At 48.9% G+C, this 16,505-nt stretch carries 29 protein-coding genes; 25 read left to right on the top strand and 4 right to left on the bottom strand.

The features are described 5' to 3' along the window. The first annotated feature begins 20 nt into the window (after positions 1-20). Complete coding sequence (locus AAHA41_RS08860) at positions 21-368, top strand: hypothetical protein (protein WP_136501865.1); 348 nt, start codon at positions 21-23, stop codon at positions 366-368. 48 nt (positions 369-416) lie between these two features. Here AAHA41_RS08860 and AAHA41_RS08855 read toward each other — a convergent pair whose 3' ends face one another. Together AAHA41_RS08855 and AAHA41_RS08850 are read right to left on the bottom strand one after the other, a co-directional pair. Continuing rightward, on the bottom strand, positions 417-962 hold the full coding sequence (locus AAHA41_RS08855) for a hypothetical protein (protein ID WP_323069924.1): 546 nt from the start codon (positions 960-962) through the stop codon (positions 417-419). Then, positions 949-1,842: a hypothetical protein gene (locus AAHA41_RS08850; protein WP_323069925.1), complete on the bottom strand. Its 894-nt coding sequence runs from the start codon at positions 1,840-1,842 to the stop codon at positions 949-951. The genes AAHA41_RS08855 and AAHA41_RS08850 overlap by 14 nt, the downstream gene beginning before the upstream one ends. Positions 1,843-2,093: 251 nt before the next feature. Here AAHA41_RS08850 and AAHA41_RS08845 point away from each other — a divergent pair, with 251 nt between their 5' ends. From AAHA41_RS08845 to AAHA41_RS08820, 6 genes are all read left to right on the top strand, one after another. After that, positions 2,094-2,579 (top strand): hypothetical protein, encoded by a 486-nt coding sequence (locus tag AAHA41_RS08845; RefSeq protein WP_323069926.1) that lies wholly within the window; start codon positions 2,094-2,096, stop codon positions 2,577-2,579. A gap of 70 nt (positions 2,580-2,649) precedes the next feature. Then, a complete protein-coding gene (locus AAHA41_RS08840; protein ID WP_136501862.1) occupies positions 2,650-3,120 on the top strand; it encodes a hypothetical protein in 471 nt (156 codons plus the stop codon). Next, on the top strand, positions 3,120-3,659 hold the full coding sequence (locus AAHA41_RS08835; RefSeq protein WP_136501861.1) for a hypothetical protein: 540 nt from the start codon (positions 3,120-3,122) through the stop codon (positions 3,657-3,659). The genes AAHA41_RS08840 and AAHA41_RS08835 overlap by 1 nt, the downstream gene beginning before the upstream one ends. A gap of 55 nt (positions 3,660-3,714) precedes the next feature. Further along, on the top strand, positions 3,715-4,203 hold the full coding sequence (locus AAHA41_RS08830) for a dATP/dGTP pyrophosphohydrolase domain-containing protein (protein ID WP_136501860.1): 489 nt from the start codon (positions 3,715-3,717) through the stop codon (positions 4,201-4,203). 20 nt (positions 4,204-4,223) lie between these two features. Then, the gene (locus AAHA41_RS08825) at positions 4,224-4,748 is read left to right on the top strand and encodes a hypothetical protein (protein ID WP_323069927.1); all 525 of its coding nucleotides are present in this window, start codon (positions 4,224-4,226) and stop codon (positions 4,746-4,748) included. A 313-nt stretch (positions 4,749-5,061) separates the two neighbouring features. Then, on the top strand, positions 5,062-5,568 hold the full coding sequence (locus AAHA41_RS08820; RefSeq protein ID WP_323069928.1) for a hypothetical protein: 507 nt from the start codon (positions 5,062-5,064) through the stop codon (positions 5,566-5,568). Positions 5,569-5,648: 80 nt separating this feature from the next. Here AAHA41_RS08820 and AAHA41_RS08815 read toward each other — a convergent pair whose 3' ends face one another. Next, on the bottom strand, positions 5,649-5,861 hold the full coding sequence (locus AAHA41_RS08815; RefSeq protein WP_323069930.1) for a hypothetical protein: 213 nt from the start codon (positions 5,859-5,861) through the stop codon (positions 5,649-5,651). A gap of 130 nt (positions 5,862-5,991) precedes the next feature. Here AAHA41_RS08815 and AAHA41_RS08810 point away from each other — a divergent pair, with 130 nt between their 5' ends. The 13 genes from AAHA41_RS08810 to AAHA41_RS08750 all read left to right on the top strand — a co-directional run bounded on the left by AAHA41_RS08810 (position 5,992) and on the right by AAHA41_RS08750 (position 13,063). After that, positions 5,992-6,171 (top strand): hypothetical protein, encoded by a 180-nt coding sequence (locus tag AAHA41_RS08810; RefSeq protein ID WP_323069932.1) that lies wholly within the window; start codon positions 5,992-5,994, stop codon positions 6,169-6,171. Between the two features lie 76 nt (positions 6,172-6,247). Beyond that, on the top strand, positions 6,248-6,625 hold the full coding sequence (locus AAHA41_RS08805) for a hypothetical protein (RefSeq protein ID WP_323069933.1): 378 nt from the start codon (positions 6,248-6,250) through the stop codon (positions 6,623-6,625). A gap of 86 nt (positions 6,626-6,711) precedes the next feature. Further along, positions 6,712-6,993, top strand: coding sequence for a hypothetical protein (locus AAHA41_RS08800; RefSeq protein WP_323069934.1), 282 nt, complete (start codon positions 6,712-6,714; stop codon positions 6,991-6,993). A 10-nt stretch (positions 6,994-7,003) separates the two neighbouring features. Further along, positions 7,004-7,213: a hypothetical protein gene (locus AAHA41_RS08795; RefSeq protein WP_323069935.1), complete on the top strand. Its 210-nt coding sequence runs from the start codon at positions 7,004-7,006 to the stop codon at positions 7,211-7,213. A gap of 57 nt (positions 7,214-7,270) precedes the next feature. Continuing rightward, positions 7,271-7,651 (top strand): hypothetical protein, encoded by a 381-nt coding sequence (locus AAHA41_RS08790; protein WP_323069936.1) that lies wholly within the window; start codon positions 7,271-7,273, stop codon positions 7,649-7,651. Between the two features lie 68 nt (positions 7,652-7,719). Beyond that, positions 7,720-9,144 (top strand): DNA cytosine methyltransferase, encoded by a 1,425-nt coding sequence (locus tag AAHA41_RS08785; RefSeq protein WP_323069937.1) that lies wholly within the window; start codon positions 7,720-7,722, stop codon positions 9,142-9,144. A 727-nt stretch (positions 9,145-9,871) separates the two neighbouring features. After that, a complete protein-coding gene (locus AAHA41_RS08780; RefSeq protein WP_323069938.1) occupies positions 9,872-10,255 on the top strand; it encodes a hypothetical protein in 384 nt (127 codons plus the stop codon). A gap of 393 nt (positions 10,256-10,648) precedes the next feature. Continuing rightward, complete coding sequence (locus AAHA41_RS08775; protein WP_323069939.1) at positions 10,649-10,786, top strand: hypothetical protein; 138 nt, start codon at positions 10,649-10,651, stop codon at positions 10,784-10,786. Between the two features lie 16 nt (positions 10,787-10,802). Further along, on the top strand, positions 10,803-11,252 hold the full coding sequence (locus AAHA41_RS08770) for a hypothetical protein (protein WP_323069940.1): 450 nt from the start codon (positions 10,803-10,805) through the stop codon (positions 11,250-11,252). A 1-nt stretch (position 11,253) separates the two neighbouring features. After that, positions 11,254-11,763, top strand: coding sequence for a tetratricopeptide repeat protein (locus tag AAHA41_RS08765; RefSeq protein WP_323069941.1), 510 nt, complete (start codon positions 11,254-11,256; stop codon positions 11,761-11,763). A 191-nt stretch (positions 11,764-11,954) separates the two neighbouring features. Further along, positions 11,955-12,458 carry a hypothetical protein gene (locus tag AAHA41_RS08760; protein WP_323069943.1) on the top strand — a complete coding sequence of 168 codons (504 nt, stop codon included), beginning with the start codon at positions 11,955-11,957 and terminating at the stop codon, positions 12,456-12,458. A 15-nt stretch (positions 12,459-12,473) separates the two neighbouring features. Then, entirely contained in the window at positions 12,474-12,773 is a 300-nt protein-coding gene (locus AAHA41_RS08755) for a hypothetical protein (RefSeq protein ID WP_323069944.1), read from the top strand. A gap of 59 nt (positions 12,774-12,832) precedes the next feature. After that, positions 12,833-13,063, top strand: coding sequence for a hypothetical protein (locus AAHA41_RS08750; protein WP_323069945.1), 231 nt, complete (start codon positions 12,833-12,835; stop codon positions 13,061-13,063). Between the two features lie 82 nt (positions 13,064-13,145). Here AAHA41_RS08750 and AAHA41_RS08745 read toward each other — a convergent pair whose 3' ends face one another. Further along, positions 13,146-14,024 (bottom strand): phage exclusion protein Lit family protein, encoded by an 879-nt coding sequence (locus AAHA41_RS08745; protein ID WP_323069947.1) that lies wholly within the window; start codon positions 14,022-14,024, stop codon positions 13,146-13,148. 322 nt (positions 14,025-14,346) lie between these two features. Between AAHA41_RS08745 and AAHA41_RS08740 the strand changes: the two genes are divergently transcribed. From AAHA41_RS08740 to AAHA41_RS08720, 5 genes are all read left to right on the top strand, one after another. Further along, entirely contained in the window at positions 14,347-14,625 is a 279-nt protein-coding gene (locus tag AAHA41_RS08740) for a hypothetical protein (RefSeq protein ID WP_323069948.1), read from the top strand. 36 nt (positions 14,626-14,661) lie between these two features. After that, on the top strand, positions 14,662-14,904 hold the full coding sequence (locus AAHA41_RS08735) for a hypothetical protein (RefSeq protein WP_323069949.1): 243 nt from the start codon (positions 14,662-14,664) through the stop codon (positions 14,902-14,904). Positions 14,905-15,012: 108 nt separating this feature from the next. Next, positions 15,013-15,384 carry a hypothetical protein gene (locus AAHA41_RS08730; protein ID WP_323069950.1) on the top strand — a complete coding sequence of 124 codons (372 nt, stop codon included), beginning with the start codon at positions 15,013-15,015 and terminating at the stop codon, positions 15,382-15,384. Between the two features lie 61 nt (positions 15,385-15,445). Continuing rightward, entirely contained in the window at positions 15,446-16,042 is a 597-nt protein-coding gene (locus AAHA41_RS08725) for a DUF5420 family protein (RefSeq protein WP_323069951.1), read from the top strand. 148 nt (positions 16,043-16,190) lie between these two features. Continuing rightward, positions 16,191-16,499 (top strand): hypothetical protein, encoded by a 309-nt coding sequence (locus tag AAHA41_RS08720; RefSeq protein WP_323069952.1) that lies wholly within the window; start codon positions 16,191-16,193, stop codon positions 16,497-16,499. Positions 16,500-16,505 lie beyond the last annotated feature (6 nt).

Genomic DNA, 16,505 nt, shown 5'->3' with positions numbered 1-16,505 from the left:
TTTTATCGTCGAGGTGGAATATGGAAGATCTCCATGCAAAGCACGCATCAACTGAGCTGAATCGCATTTTTGACGAAAAATTCGGTGCCTATATGCAGCAGGTCAACGATGGTGAAGCGCCAATGTTGTCCCCCCTGGATGAGTCACTATGGTATTGCGATGAGGTGTTACGCCATGACCCGGAGAGTACCCTGGTTGGCTACGACCAGAATGGCCCAATGTACTTGCTAACCTCCTATGTTGATGCCTGCCGCAAAGCGGATCCGGAGCTGGATGCCTATCTGAAGCAGCTGGTGGCAAACATGCCCGCGTCATTTCGCCAACAGCACGCGAACATTCAGGGGCCTGCAGCCATAACCACCAGCTAAGATCTGGCTGGTCTTGATAAGTGTCCAGATGCATGCCTCACCTGACTACTATCGGACTTTTAGGAAGGCCAAAATGATCAGCGGGGCGCACACCACATAACTGTAAGTCGTGGCCTGCAGCCCCATGTTCATAGCCCCTATGAGATAATCCATTCCGGCTAAATACTCACGAACAGAGACCTGTGAGGCCAACGCCCCATCTTTCCAGAAGTATGAAAGATTGAAGCTGAGCGCTGCATTCCAGATAAAGTGCCCGAACATCACTGCAGCAATTCCAGCCCATCTGACAATAGCTTTCCATCGGCTGGTAGCTACTAATGCCCCCCCCTTCTTCAAGCCACCCAGAATAAGCGCCACGCTGACCCAGAACCCGAGCAGTGAAAAGCTGGAGAAGCAGTCAGCAACGTTCATGACAGCGCGGACTGAAGTATCGTATTGCTGAAGTGACATTACAGCCGGATGAGCTGCTTTCTCCGCCTCAACTACACTCGTGAATTGATACATCAGCATGTTGGCTATCGAGAGATAGATGCATGACATGATCACAACCAACCCAGTCCGGGTGATTATCCAGCGCTGGTTACTTGTCAGCATAAACCCCTCCCAATACTCCGCCCACGGTTCCTGCAGAGTATGGCGACCCTTCACCGATTGCTGATAGCGTTTCTGCAACCACCTTATCCGGAGAGTTGCTATCCGGCACCGGGGTGTACCTTTCGGCGTTGGGGTACTGCTTTCTGAATTCTGCTGTCATCTCGATCACCTGCATCGATGCTGGATCGCTACTTTTTCGGATCAAGTAGCGTTGCAAGGATGCAGGGATGGCAAAATCTTCGTCCTCATCAAACTGGATTGCTAACTCCCCCAGGGTGGCCTCCAGTTTAAACACTGCCGACCCACCCATTTTGATGCCATCTGTTGTATGCGTAGTGCAATTCTTCCCGGTGACATCATATTGGTCAATCGTGCGGCCATTGCGGCGGGTACGATCGCCCATTTTGGGTGTTTGGACCGCTGGCACGCCAGCTGACCAAAGTTTTTCGAAATACTGCCTGATGATGAAGGGATCCGCGTCATCAATCCGGAAAGCCCGTGCGCCAAACTTGTAGAGCTCTTCCCGGTAATACCCTCGGGCATCTTCATACTGCAGGAAATTCAATATGCCATCCCCTACGGCACCAAGCGGATTGCCTACACGCCCAAAGCGGCCATATGTGTAGACGAATGGGCTGTTGTCCTCATGGACTGACACAAACGTATGACCGGCGCCTTTGACCTCAGTCCATACGAAAACACCGTTAGCCAAAGGGTTAACAGGTGCTTGGCAATCTTCACTGGAGTCAACCCAAAACCCTTTTGCGGTCTCGATAAGCTCGACACGACCGGGATCGTCTTGCTTGAGGTAAGAGATTGGCTCACCAGCAGCCAGGCTCTTGTCTTGCCACAAGCCCAATCCTTTCCCGTACTGCTTCATCCTCTCTGGAGTCATCACATTATCCGTTTGGCACAAAGTCGGTATTTTGCCATGGGTTGCACCCGAGACCAAAACCGGAACGCTACGGGACGACAAGGGTTGTCGGCTGGTGGAGAGTGTTGACATCCTTCCACACCTTCGCGCTCTGAGCAGCAGCCAGACTAAATACACCTGTAATAAATATTGACAAGCAGAACAGCGTCAATATAGTGAAAAGCACAGAATTTAGTTTATATGGGAGCATATAAAGAATGATCACACTGAGCGGCAAAAACCTGATTGAGTTGTTGGACTTCATTAGCCCGGATCGGGAACAGGACCCCAGTCAGCTGGATGCCGAAATCACTATCATCAAGCGGGACGCCTTCACCTCCCTGGATGGCGAAAGCATGCCTGCTGGCCTGTACGCTTACGACACGGAATACCCTGAAGAAGGGCTTCATGGGCCGATAGGCATGCATGACCCGCAGCCCATCTCACTGTACAGCATGGAGAATGGAGAGCCTTGGGGGGTCTGGACTGATGGACACCGACTTAAAACTGATTTTTTGGAGAGAGCCAATAAAATCATCACGCAGTCTAGCTACGCCCCGGTAACTGTCGAACAAGTAGAGCATGGTTATGCCCGTTACGACCATGACATCCCTGAATACAACTTGATAGAAGCAACTCAGGATCAGCTGGGGGCATTTCCTATCACTTGGGTGCGCGGCGAAGACATCACTTACGCAGGATGAATGTCGGGGAGCATGCCTCCCCTTCCATCCTCCGACCCAGGCTACACCTCATTTCAACAAGGACCATAAAATGCTGCACGCTCAACGCTGCCAACGCTTTGATGAAAATTTGGATAATACCTTGGGCCCTGTTGAGGTTTTTCTTGACCTCTCAGCGCCCCAGCACTCCATTACAGGACGTGCGATACATCAATTGATGTATCGCAATCAAGATTTGTACGAAATGGCACCAAATCCCAGTGGAACCCCTCACACTGGAGGCGAACACTCCTTCTGCATCAAAGGCTCTCGACAAGAGGTAAATGCTTGGCTGGATTTGTTCGCTGAAGCCTACCCTTCTGTTGCGACAATGGTTGGTTTTGTGAAGGCCCATGTCCGCAAAGAATTTGTCAGTGGTAATTGGCGACAGTACAATCGCATTAACTTCAAGTTAAAAAACATGAAGACGCTGGAGCAAAAGGAAGGTGTTGATCAGCCAGTAGCCGTTTGCTGGTTCCGCAGCCAAAATGAGAAAAATGCGTCCATCAGGAGCAATGATTGATGACTCCCTATGAGGGTTTGCGACGCTGCAGGGTAAAACCTCCTACCCCTCAATTTTTGCGCGACGTACTTTTGGTGTTATGCCTCATATTGGCATTGCAGCTTTACTGGTTAGGGCTTGGCCATTATCTGCAGAGCCTTTCTAATCCAATGCCAATGAAGTTCATCCTCGCAACATCATTTTGTGTAGGTGCCATGTATGAGCTTAAAGGTAATGCCAGCCGTCAGGGAGTTATAGCAATACTGGTAATCGCGATCATATTCGCCATCGCACCATGGTTGTCCATCGTGATCCGTGGATGGTACTTAGGCATAATCGCAGAACTCAAATCTGTTCATGAGGCCACTGAAATGATCGGGGTTGAATACGTTCGGGCAGTTGAAAATCCGGCTATTGGGATAGGTTCATGCTTTGCCATGGCAACAGCAGCTCTTCGATTATCATGCTATCGAATGTTTAAGTATTGGCTGACAAGGATGCTTCTCATCAATGGAGATCAGAATGTCTGTCCGCATTGCGGTCAAATAGTGCCGAAGTGACAGGAGATGTCCCTCCCCTTCCCTCTGATATCTAGCCAAGCGAGGAAAACGAGTTATGCCCCTGCTTACGTTACTTCAAGAACAGCGCGTTTTCAGCGTCTCAGCGTTCGGTCCCGCGCCTCGGTTGCATGGGGTGTTAGAGCACCTCAAAAAGGAGCTTGCAGAGGCCCAGGAGTCTCCTGGTGATGTTACTGAGTGGGCGGACTGCTTTTTACTTTGTGTGGATGGTGCGCTGAGGGCTGGTGGTGATCCCCTCCATATTGATGCCTACATGTCCCATGGGATAATGCCTGAGGAATCGAAGGTTCAGGATGGATGGAGCTTTGACGACATTCATTTCGAGCTATCAGCTTTGGAAGGGAAAATCCATCAGTGGCGCCCTTGGGCCGTCATGGCATACAGGATCTGGTTGGCCGCTTACCATCACGGGCATCAAAAATTGATCCCGGCAGCTGCAGCCAAGTTGGCTATCAACAAATCTCGCACATGGCCAGATTGGCGCAAGGTCGCGATAGATCAGGCGATCGAACACATCAAAGACTGAATTGAGAGAGGCAACAGCCCATGGAAACGAGAAGTATAGAGGAACTGGACAGAGCTCTGTCTGAAATGGGGATGCTAACGGTAACGCAAATGATCCATGGGCAACCGCTGATGCGTCACGCAGGTGTATGTGACCTGGATACGTTCAAACAGTGGTTGACCATGCGCCATGAAGAATCGCTGCGCATGAAAGCCGGTTTGATTGTTGATGGCAAAGAAAAAAGCGAGTTATTTGAATGGGTGATGGCTCATCATGCAGCGTTCTCGGAAGTTCTGGTTAACTTCAATAGCGTTAACCTGTTAGGTTCAGATGTTCAGGCTGAACAGCCAGAAAGAAATCACAATCGCCAATTGGCCGAATTGGCTGTGCAGAAATTCAATCGAACAAATGCGGTAGGTACAAAAGTGACTTACCTGAAAAGTGAGATTGAGGGTAAGCAAATCACTGCTGTAGTTAAACCTGCCTATATCCAAGGTGACTCGAGCCCTATGGTGGTCCTTGAAGGCATAGGTATTGCTCAGTTGGACAAAGTCGAGCCTATTTAAGCTCAAGAGACAACCTGAAGGTGCCAAATGACGTATAAATAGAGGATATCCCGGCAGAATTTTGGGCTGGAAATATCTACACCAAGCTCGCAAAATCACTTTTTTGCGGCTCAATGACACCAGCATGCGAGATTGAACTCAATGAGGGGGTAGATGCAGCGGCCCTCAACAAGTGCATCAGGGCACACCTGCAATCATGGGCCCCAAAGCACGAGCATAAAATTGCAGGGGTAGGATACATGCTCGCGTCAGTATGCACGCTTACTCCACTCCCGGCATAACACTTCAAATCCAGCATAGGCGTAAGTCATAGATGGCAAATTTAAAGCAGCGGGGATACGGCTTCCCTGAAGTGATGTTCGCGATCGTAGTTGCAGCGGCAGTTTACATGTTAGCTGTTGACCCCTATCTCAAGGATCAGAGATTCCGTGAGATGAAGTCGAATTATCCGGAAGTGACAATCGACTCAAAAATTCTTGTCGATAGCTATAGCAGCAAACCGGAGCCAAAAGATCACCCAAGAGGTAGATACGAAGCTGAATTTCAGATAGATGGGAAAAGTGTCGCGGTGTCCTACTATTTTGATGACAAAAACACTGTCACAAAGGAAATGAAAATTGCCGGTATACCAAAAATATCTGGATCCGCGCAGTATCAATTTAATGGCTCAGTATTGATGTTTTCGGAGGTCATCGGCGATAAAGCTTTGTTTCCAGAAATCGGGGAGGCTATTGTGGTTGAAAATCCACAGACAATCACCATGCTTGCGTCGAAGAAAGATGGCGAAAATATCCAGTTAAGTCGAGTGGAAAAGCACTAAGCAACCGAAGATCCAAGATCAAAAAAAAGGCCAAACATCTCTCCAGATTGTTTGGCCTTTTTGTGTTCAAGCGGCTGCGATTAGCTCTCGGCTGCTTTTTTGCTAAGGGTAAGTGCGGCTTGAGCATCGAGAACATCTCGAACCCAATCAGATTTTGTTTTCCCCTCAAGCTCTGCAGCAGCCAGGTAGTCTGCCAACTGTTTTTGCGTCAGCTGGACAACCCCGAGTCTTTCGATCCGCTTTTGGTCTAAGGGTTTTTTGGGCGCACCGCGCGGTTTCGCTTTTTCAGTCATGCAAACATTATTACATGTGCATTTAATGTTGACAAGCACCCCCTAGCCTCTAAAATTAATGCACGTGTAATAAGTTTTTGCCTTTTGAGTAACGCATTCACACGACGACAGTCAATCTGCAAGGAGGATTATGATGACAACAAAGACAAAGCTTAAAGAAGGTGATATAAAATTTTTCAAGAAAAGTGGCAATAAAGTTCGCCTCCTTACCCAAGATGGCAATGGTTGGGTGGTTGAACGTGTCAGCGGGGCATCTGCTGGTAAGCAAATGTGGTGTCCATCCAGATCGCTAGTAGACAGTCTCGATTAGCATTAAAAGGCTCGAGAAGCTGTAGCTGGCATTACCACACATGCAGATACATTTTTTGGTAAAGGGGATGAATGAAATGAAACGTGTGTTGCTGATCAGCCTTCTGTCTATGCTGAGCGCAGGCTGTAATGATGCTGCTACGGAGCGGTATGTGCAATTCGATGACCAAACGTCGCAATGGCGAGCAATCGAAGTTGGAGCTGATTCCGTTGCCTGGATTTCTTCAGAGCAATGTGAGCGCGAGTTTGTCGAATCGAAAGACAAAGCGCGTGAAGAGCTAAGGCATTTTGAAATCGAAACGGTTGATGGCGTTGAAGTGTACAGTCATCCATCTATTGGCGAATTCATCCATGTTGCATCCTATGATCATGAGCCACTGGAAGCAGCGAGAGAGCTTGGTAATAAACATGGATTTTGGAAGGCTCAGACCGATCTCCCCGTGACGAAGTGCTAACCCCCCTGACCACTATTGCTGGTGGACGAGGAACCGTGAAACAGGGCTGCCCCAAAAAAAACAATGCGTAACGATCAGGAAGTCAGATGGCGAGTAAAACCCCGGCAAACCATGGCAAGCACACTCCATCTGAGCTGGTGAGAGAGCGCATCATTGCACACCTCAAGATAGGTCCGTGCAAACGTGCATCAGCTATCGGATATGCCGCATACCCTGATTACACCTTTCGTAATCGCCAGGGGGCCGCGTTCGCGGTTCAAAGGCATCTGCAGCAACTGGTCAAAGACGGCATCGTAGCTTGGAATGGTGACGACATTGACTCCGGATACTATCTAGTCCGAGCCAATCCAACTAACGATGATCGTTAAAGGTAATGTCATGACTCGTATCGTGAAAGTGAGTGATAGAACAATCACCATCAGGGAGCAAAAAGTTCCAACATGGTTTGTTGATGAGCTAGGTCGTCGCTATGAATTTGATTCGATGGCCGTTCTTGACCAGGATGGGTGTTTTGCAATGTCAAATCTGAGTAAAAGGCAATGTATTTTATATCCAGGTGCAATTTACAGCCTGGCTTCCCCACAATGATTTACCTTCTTGGAAGCTCCTTCATTGCGAAGGTCTATCTGAAAAAAGGATATCGAAATGACAGCAGAACGCTTAGCTCATGCAAATGACCTGATCCAACTGATTGCCAACCATGGTCGGAAATTTTTCAATTCAAACGGTCATGTGGCCAAGATGCATCTGGACAGTAGAGGCCGCGTTTGGTTTCACGATGCTCGCACCGGCAAGCTGATTTACACCCATTACAGTGGCAAATGGAAAGCCTTCAGTCATGGTGGCACGCTCCGTTCCTTGGTTGAACGGTTGCGTGACTATGTAAACAAGGGGGTGCAGTTACCACCAAGCATCATTTGCCCTGAGCGGTGTAATGTAGATGATGGCAATATCTGGGGTTATGAGGAAAGTGAAGCCAAAAAACTCAGGGCCGCTTGTCAGGGGCTTCCAATATTCAGGGATTAGCTCTGCGGTGATGGTTGGCCATAGGCCAAAAACAATTAAATACCTGCTGGCATGCTCTGCAAGGGATTATGATGATTTGCACATTTTCACAACCTGAGATAGTTACCAAACAGCTGACATTTAATAACGTCGGTGGGCGCAGAAAAGTTCGCCTCTCTACCAATTTTCTGCCGATCATGGGGTTCACCCCAGGGCAAGGGGTCACAGTTTCCCCGCTTGGCTTTCAAAAGGGTTTTGCTGTCGAGCTGGCCAAGGGCGTGGAAGCAAGTCATCAGGTCCACCAGCGTCGGTATAATCGGGGGCGCTCTAACAACCCTCTGGAGTCTCTGGTTGAGTTCTCCAGTCAACAGATGATCGATCGTTGTTTCGCAAGTTACACCGAGCGATTTCATGTGGAAATGAGGCCTGGGCGCGTCGTGTTCAGCCCTTTGTCCAACCGGGTGTTTTCCATTGTTGATCGCTTCAGGAAAAGCAACCCATGGCGGGCCTTTGTTGGTTTGACTGGTGGCGTTGACATCCATGTCATGGAGTCCCTTGGCTGGAAAGCCGATATCGTGCTGGAGCATCGTCCACCAGAGGCAAGAGATATCGCATCGGGCCGTGACCTATCAGAGGTCCATGCCCTCAATGTTTTGCGCAATGCTGCGCCGCGCATCTTGCTGTGTGAAGACATCCATCACTTGGAGATTGACCGCCTGGCAGCATTGCTAAGCGAACGGCCCCCAATCGCATTGGCGCATTACTCCCTTGGGTGCGATGACCATAGCACCGCAAAGAGCCCGGTGGCTAAGGCTAAAGCTGTTTCAGACCTGTCAACGATGGTCGATATGGTTTACCCGTGCTTGCGGCAGATCGAGGTTATTCAGCCTGCTGTGGTGGTCGTTGAAAACGTCAAAGGCTTTTCGACTTCGGCTGCGGGGATCATGATGACAACGGTTTTGCGTCGCATGGGGTATCACATCACAGAAAGTGTGCTGAGCGGTTTGGGATTTGGTGCATACCAGGGCAGAACACGATATTACATGGTTGCGTCGGTTTATCCTGGCTATGAGCCTCCAATTGGGGCCGCTAATCCATCCACACCATTACCATTGTGGGATGTCGTGGAAAAACACCTGGCAAGTTGCAGCGATATTACCGACACCAAGCTGATCCGTGCTCGCGAGCAATCCACACGTACAGTGACCCCTTATCTGACGCCTGAAAGCACCCGCTGCCCGACCGTATTGAAATCCCAAGATCGTGGCATCAAGGATGGCATCTACATTCAGCATGAAGGCAGAATATACAAGCCATCGATCGAGCTGATCCAAGAGCTGATGTCGATCCCGAGTGATTTCGACACTTCCTGGATGGCTAAAGAGCAAGCTACAGAGACTCTTGGGCAGAGTGTTGATTACGCTCTCCATCAGGCGGTTATGTCTTCAGTGAAAGCACACATAGAAGTCAATTGCGGGCGGACGACATTAGTCCGGCATAGTTTGAACAGTTAATTTCAATCTGTTGTATCTAGTGATCAAAATGGAGAGTGAAATATGTACCAAAAAATACGCAAGCTTTGGGAGGCAAACAACGAATGGACACCAAAATCTTATTGGTTGGCCACAGTAATGTTAATCGCTACGTGTGGTTTGATTTACAACCAATCGGGTGATAGTGAACTTCGGGATATCCTACTCATTTCTGGTGTTGCTGTGGTGTGGACTATCCAAGGATTCATAGTTTGCAAATGGTCTGGCAACAAAACAAAAGGCGTCAGATGATGCCATGGGTCAGTAAGGTATCGGCCACGGGGCAATCAGCCATCTTGGCGACCGGGTATTTATCGCGCCGACGTCAGTGTTAGAACTCAACAACATGAGGCTTTATTGTTATGGCTGATAATCGGGAGTTCTGTGAGCAAATCGGGGCAGCTGTTGCAGGCCTTGGCCCCCAAGAGGCATTAGAGTGTATGGCTCGTGTTATGTGCTGGATTGCAGTTGAGCACGAGCACGCTATCGAGTTCAGCTGTGACCTCGGTGTTGTGACCGTGGAGCCTGCGCTGCCGCAATTGCAAAGCTAGTAGCATGCCTTCTCCATCGGTTCAGATGGGCATAAAAACCGACCATTAAATGCACGTGTATTAATTATTGACCTGACGCTGGTGTTCGATATAATTAATACACGTGTGATATTCTCACGCCAATCAGTAGCAGATCAATAAAACCAAGGACACCGGCAATGAGAAGCGAGACCATCATCAAAGCAAGAATGCAAGCCAAGGGTTTGTTTAGACAAGGGCATGTGGACGCAGGAAAGACCTTGGCAGATATGGCATCCGATCTCGAGCAAATGGCCAATGAGAATGAGCTTCTGATCCAAAAAATGAGTGAATTGCTCGAAGTAACCAAAGGATATCGGGAGTGGGTAATGGCAGTTCCAGGTGACCTCGCTCTGCCTGCGATGCCCGGCCTTGATGGTGACTGGGCATCTAATGTCATGGATGCGGCCCAGAAAGCGCTTAAGCAGGAACCTAGCGACAATGACAATGCTGAAGGCGATTGCGTAATGACCCCTCCCCCATCACCTGACTGTCATCGTCACATCCTTCGCAAAGGCATTTGATATCGAATTGCCAGCGACTCCTGGCGTTAGCACTGGGAAATAACAGAGAAAACACATGCAAAATTTGGAGCTATTTGGCGAGCCAGGCAGTTACGGCGCAAGCTATCGGGACCCAGGCGATCACAACGGCAAACATCTGGAGTCTTGCCCGTTCTGTGGCGGCAACAAACTGGAAGTTTTCAATACACATACCGCCTCTGGCGACGTTGCAGAGAACGCAGAGTGGGCACAGAACGAGAGTGAGTTGATCGCTGCGCATAAGGAAGCTTTTCAATCAGCAGTGTCCGGATGGAATCAGCGAAAGGGTGATGGCCATGTCAGGTAGCAAACCGCCAGCATTGATATGCGAAGCGCGGGATCTCGATGTCAGGGCATACGACAAGCGGCCCGCTAATGCGTCCTTTTCGTGTGATGGATGCGCTTTTGATGGCGGAGATGAATGCCTCAAGCCTGATGGCCAGGGCTTTGATTGCGATGGCCATGGAACTGTCGATTTTATCTTTGTGGCGAAAATCAGTTGATCGGCTTTAAGTAACAGGAAAATACGATGATTATTCAGCGACCAGGGTTAACGGAAGAACAGGCTTCGAACAGCTTCAGTGATGAAGAACTGGAGGGGATGTCCTATGGGAATAATCCGGTAGCCAATGCTTACCGCGAATTACTGGCCCTTAGGCAACGTATCACCCCCAATGGGGGCATCAGAAACGGCGCCTTCGATAAGCTGCGAGATTTAGCCGAACAGGCCACCAAGGGTGAATGGGAGGCAGTTAACGATGGGGTTTGCTTTGGCGTCGTTCGTCTCAAGGGGACCAACTGCCAGATCGCTGCCTGTACGATGCATGATGGGCACCCAAAACCAGTGTCGCTACTGGAAGTAAACAGCAAGTACATCGCAGCTGCACAACCTGCCGCCATACTAGGTCTGCTCGAACAACTGGGACGCCTGGAGCGGATGATCGAGGAAAATTCGGCTGCCGAATTAAGGGACAAATAGGATGCAAAACACTGTAAGCCCATCAGTATCAACACCTGACTTAACACCGGATGCACAGTACAACCTTGCTATTATGTACGCTACGGGTCGCGATGTTGTACAGGATGAGCAACACGCAGTAGTTTTGTTTCTCAAGGCTGCGAAACAAGGTCATGCCAAAGCACAACACAGTCTCGCCGTGATGTATGAGAATGGTCTTGGCGTGGGGCGGGATTTCGAACTGGCGCTAACATGGTATCTCAAAGCTGCTGAGCAAGGTCTAGCAGATGCACTGCTTGACCTCGGCTGTCTGTATTATAAAGGGGACGGCATTACCCGTGATTTTGGTCATGCCTTTACCTGGTTCAGCAAGGCGGCCAAACAAGGTTTGGCAGATGCACAATTTAACATCGGCGTTATGTATGCCAAGGGCCAGGGCATTACAAAGGATCAGGGGCTGGCGGTTGCCTGGTTCCGTAAAGCTGCTGAGCAAGGCCATAAAGGGGCGCGGAAAAATCTGAGGATTAGATGAAAGATGAAAATTTGGCCATAGTCGCTGGTTTGTCCAGTCTTGCCAGCGTCACTGCCTTTTGGATTGGACATTCTGTGATCGGCCTTTTCTTGGGCGCTATTAGTGTTGCGTTCGCCATTCGGTTGGGTTTGTCTAAACGAGACAAAGAGAAGAGCTGATCAAAAGCCAATGGGATTACTCAGGAAATAGCGATGAAAGTTAAAGAAATCGAAGTCGGGCGGTTCTATCACGACAACAAAGCTGGGGTGCGTGAAGTTCTGGCCATTATTGAAGAGGCTGATGGTAATACGAACGTGTATTTCCGCATTTTAGCCGCCAAGGCTGCGCAGGAGTACGACTCCGATCGCAGAGAAATGGTTTCCGTGCTTGGGACGACCTCTCATTGCCTGGTGAGCTCATTTTCGACTTGGGCCAAGGTGGGCATGGATGAGTTGGGTGCTCGAGCGTTGATGACCTCCATGCAGGCCAAAAAAATCAAACTTCCTCCTGGTGAGTTGGCATTTATGGTGTCAGCGCTCGATGAGGTTGGAGGTCCCCTGGCTGAAGGCCTGCGAGTCGAAATAGCCCACACTGAAGGGCGTGCAGTGTCGGGCCTGGAGAAAAAGGGGCTGCTGCAGCGTGACAGGGCAACAGATGAAGCAGTCTTCACTTCTCTTGGGGCTGCATGGTCAGTCGTATACCGGTTGCATCATTGAACGGGGAAACAGCTTGTGACTAAAGACTTTATCACGATGACAGCAATGGTTTTAGTTGGCATCGTTTCAGTGCTTCCTGCTGAGGCATGCGAAATAAAAAATGAAGAATATTCTACTCATCAACTGGCCGCGCTTACTAGATTAGTCGAACGAACAGAAAAGAGCCTTGAGTTGATTTTGCATAACGCAACCTTGGATAAGGATGACCGAAGATTTCTTGAAACAACACTTGAGGATTTACAACAAACTCAGCGTCTTTGGGAACCGGATAAGTGCTCCTCTCAATCGGGTCAGTGCCCCAACATTCAGCCTTAATGAAGTATGGCGATCGGTTTTAGTTGTTCACCAGGGATGCATGCGATAGGGAAAACAAGATGTCCAAAGTAGTTCTGACAAAGAAAGAGCAACAGGCAATTTCTGATTTAAATGAGCTGGCAAAACGATGGCCAAAAACATTAAAGCTGTTCAGTTGGTCTGGAACATTGTGCGTTTTCAAGAAGGACACTGATGGCCACAATGCTAATATCGATTCTATCTCCGGGATACCTAATGACGGCGGTGACCCCACCGATATAAATCAGGACCCTGAGATTGTTTATAAGTGACCCCTCCCCCCCCTCTAAACACCTAAAGGAAAGGGCGGGTTCACTTCCCCAAGAAAGCACTTAAAGACGCGATAGCATCAGTTTAAGCAGCTTGGCCTGCCATGATCATTGGTGCTGCAGGCCAAACCTTTCGCAAGGCTGTAAATGCCATATTGGCGATGGCCACCGCGTCTTCATTTCTATCCTGCCCGATAGCCGCACATACCGCGTCAATTCTAGCCTGAACCGCAGGATGTGTTTCAGACTCCTCCCACTTGTTTTTAGACAACAGAGTCATGGCAAATAGCGCAAAGTAAATTGCGAGCTCCCTTTTCTTTTTGACGGACTGAGCATCATCGCCGCTTTCGTCGGAATAGAGTGGGATCCCCTCCAAAATGAACCTGGTGGCAAACTCATCGCACGAAAATTCTTCCTGTCTCTTAGATTCGGGAGAACCAAATGCCCCCGCGCTAGTGCCTTCCCTTTGATGGCGGATATGGCGTACTTCATGGAGGAAGGCCCAGCCGAGTGCGATGATGGAAAGTTCAGCTGCAGCACGCCGCTGGGGGTCTTCCTCCATCTCTGGGAGATAACCCGGTTCCGGGATCCCAGTTGGTAGCGGCGTGTCATCTGCCTGATCGTTCTCTATTGTGGCCTCGAAGGCAGAGATCATCGCCTTCAGCTTCTCGATATCAAATTCCCCTGCACTGCCACCCTCGGCGACGCTCCGATATCCTTCCCAAGCCGCGAACGAACCAATCCAAAAAGCACGAGTAACACGCTGATTAAATCGAACATAACGATAGAGCCCGGCATCCATAATCACACGTCCATCCGGATGCACATCGGGCAACATTTGGAATACCACCGTGAGGTCCTGGAGCAAGGTAGATACCTCCTCTTTTTTCTCTGGCATAGATCCCTGAAAGAGGTTTATAAGCGCCTCTTGCACTTGATCATCAGCCCTTACATTCGCAGTCATGTCTTCCTCAAATTGTTTAAGACCAGTGCTACTGGCTAGCTGCACGGCACCAATATAGGCAGCCGCGATGGTATATCTGTCCTTGCCCAGTCCAATGGGATCCTACTTGCCATCGCCCTTACAAGCCATTACAAGGGCAAACTGAAAGAGGGTTGATTTTATACACGTGTATTTATGTTGACTTGCGGTCTGCTTTCGATAGACTTAATGCACGTGTATTAAGTTGTATTTATCGACGATGCTTGGGCCGCAGCCTGTATACAGGCGAGGGTGATACTAGCTTGAGCAATTTATGTAGCGCTCTTAAAGAGGACAAAGAACTATGTCGACAACATTTAGTCAAGGCCGCAAGAAACCGACGATGCCAACGAAGGAGTTTACATCTCTGGGTGGGGTCGGTCAGATTAAGGCTGTGGAAGAGTGCTACAGCGAAGGAAAATGGTTCGGCGTTTCGTGGGCAAGTACCGATCTTGGTCGCTTTTCGTCTATGGAAGAAGCTACAGCCATAGCGAAAGCAGTAGCCGAGTCAGGGGCCGACAATATTTACGCCATACGAGCAGTTGTAAGCCAGCTCCTTGCGCAATCGCCATCCAAATCGTAGGCAGCTCGATAAGAGCCAGTAGATAGAGGAAAGATCATGCAAGAACACGACACAAAAAAGATCGGCGTGTATCAGATGGGTGCAGTTGTCATCGGGTTGGTTTTACTCGTGCTCGGTATTTTGACAATGGTAAGAGGTGTTGGCTATGGGCTTGCAATCACCATCGGCTCGCTCGGATGGTCTGCCTTGGGCCTTATGATGAGCCCGCAAGTTCGCAATGACTTATGGGGGACTCGATTTGAAAAGACAATGCCAGCTCCCGAAGAAGACTCTAATTAATCCAGTAGTTCGGGGGAAACGGCATATGAAGTCGATGCAGCTCCACTTACCAATACCGGCCACCGTTGTTGCGGTGGTCACCAGCAGTTGGACCATCTGAGGAAACGTATGCTTGGTAAAAACGATGTGTATCCTATGTTACTCAATATTGCCCTCATAGTCGGTGGCGTGGTTCTCGTCTGTGTTGCTGGAACGCTACCTGAAGCCTCATTGAGAGAGCATGTTGCAGATACTGCATCCGGGGCTGCACTTTTTGTAACGCTTGTCGTCCAGCTATTAATTTTATTGCCAGTTGGCAAATTTATTTTTAATTCTTACAAAGAAAACAAAAAATCGCTTTGCTTATGCATCGGATTTTTTGGCGTGGGGCTGGTTGTGTTTTCCCAATTCGTGCTGCTTCCGTTTATGGATCAGCTGTATTCATTAGTCGGTAATGTTTTCATTGAGTATGTGAAAAATATATCAAATTTTGTTTATTGATAGCAGAGTCTTAGAACATTAAAATGCTCTCAATTTAGATTCCAATGCCAACGGGGTAAAAATGAAACCAGAGGAATACTACCGCTATTACAAGCTTTCTGGTGAAACAGCTAAGAAAGTAAATGCCGAGTACAAAGCCACCGTTCCAGAAAATCGTTCAAAGATTATTGCAGAGCTTTTTGCCGCAACTGGCGCTATTGTTTTTTGCGAGCGACATGACTGGGGCGAGAACGGAACTTTCGTTTCCTCAATCTGTTTCCCTGCCGATCACCCTTTCGAAGTGCCTGTCAAAATCCTCAACAAAGACAAGTTTGAGGGGCGTGATGTCGTTATTGTTTCCGGCAAAGGAAACACCAAGGAAGCGCGTTCGTTTAACGCGAAAATCAGAGAACAGATCGACACTGCAAACAAGAAGCTGAAAGACGCGCCAACTTACATCGACTACCTGATCAAACACTTCAATATCCAGTGCTGCACTATTGGTGCCCCAATGGGGCGCGGCGCGGCGATGATCTCAACGCATTGCGGCCAAAGCAAGAACGATGAAAACGTACTGGTGTTTGCCATCCCAAATGCAAACGGTCATGCCAATCAGCCTAGCGTGCCGCCAGAATTCGTTGAAATCACCTATGGTCAGTTTTACGATCTCACCAATTAAGGGAATCCTTCATCTCCATCGGGATGAATCAGACTATGTCAAGGCTGACAAAAGGATATGTCCGCCCTAGTTGGCGCAGGCCGAGTCGACTAACAACCAACCCTGGCTACCGATATCGTGGTAGCCAGCATTAGCAGAAGGTTCGCACATGATCGAAGTTACCACTGAATATCACATCACCAGCTCTGACATTGACGAAAAACCGGCATATAAGTGTCAAGGCACTTGTAAAAAAGTGTGGTGGAAAGATGATTTGCCTGAAGCCCCCTTTGGCGTACAACTGCATTGCAAGATGTGCAATGGAACATTGGGCGCAGCCAAAGAAAATGTTAACTTCAAGATCACAAAATTTGCACCGGGTGAGAAAATCATGCCTGGGAGCCCAATCATTATTAAGCATTCCTCTAACCTGCTGGAGGAGTTCATTCCGCTTAGAGAACAGTATGGTTGGAAGTAGGGCTGA

The sequence above is a fragment of the Aeromonas sp. SER genome (genome assembly GCF_038739615.1).
Taxonomy (GTDB): Bacteria; Pseudomonadota; Gammaproteobacteria; order Enterobacterales; family Aeromonadaceae; genus Aeromonas; species Aeromonas jandaei.
This window is presented reverse-complemented; position numbering and strand designations above follow the sequence as displayed.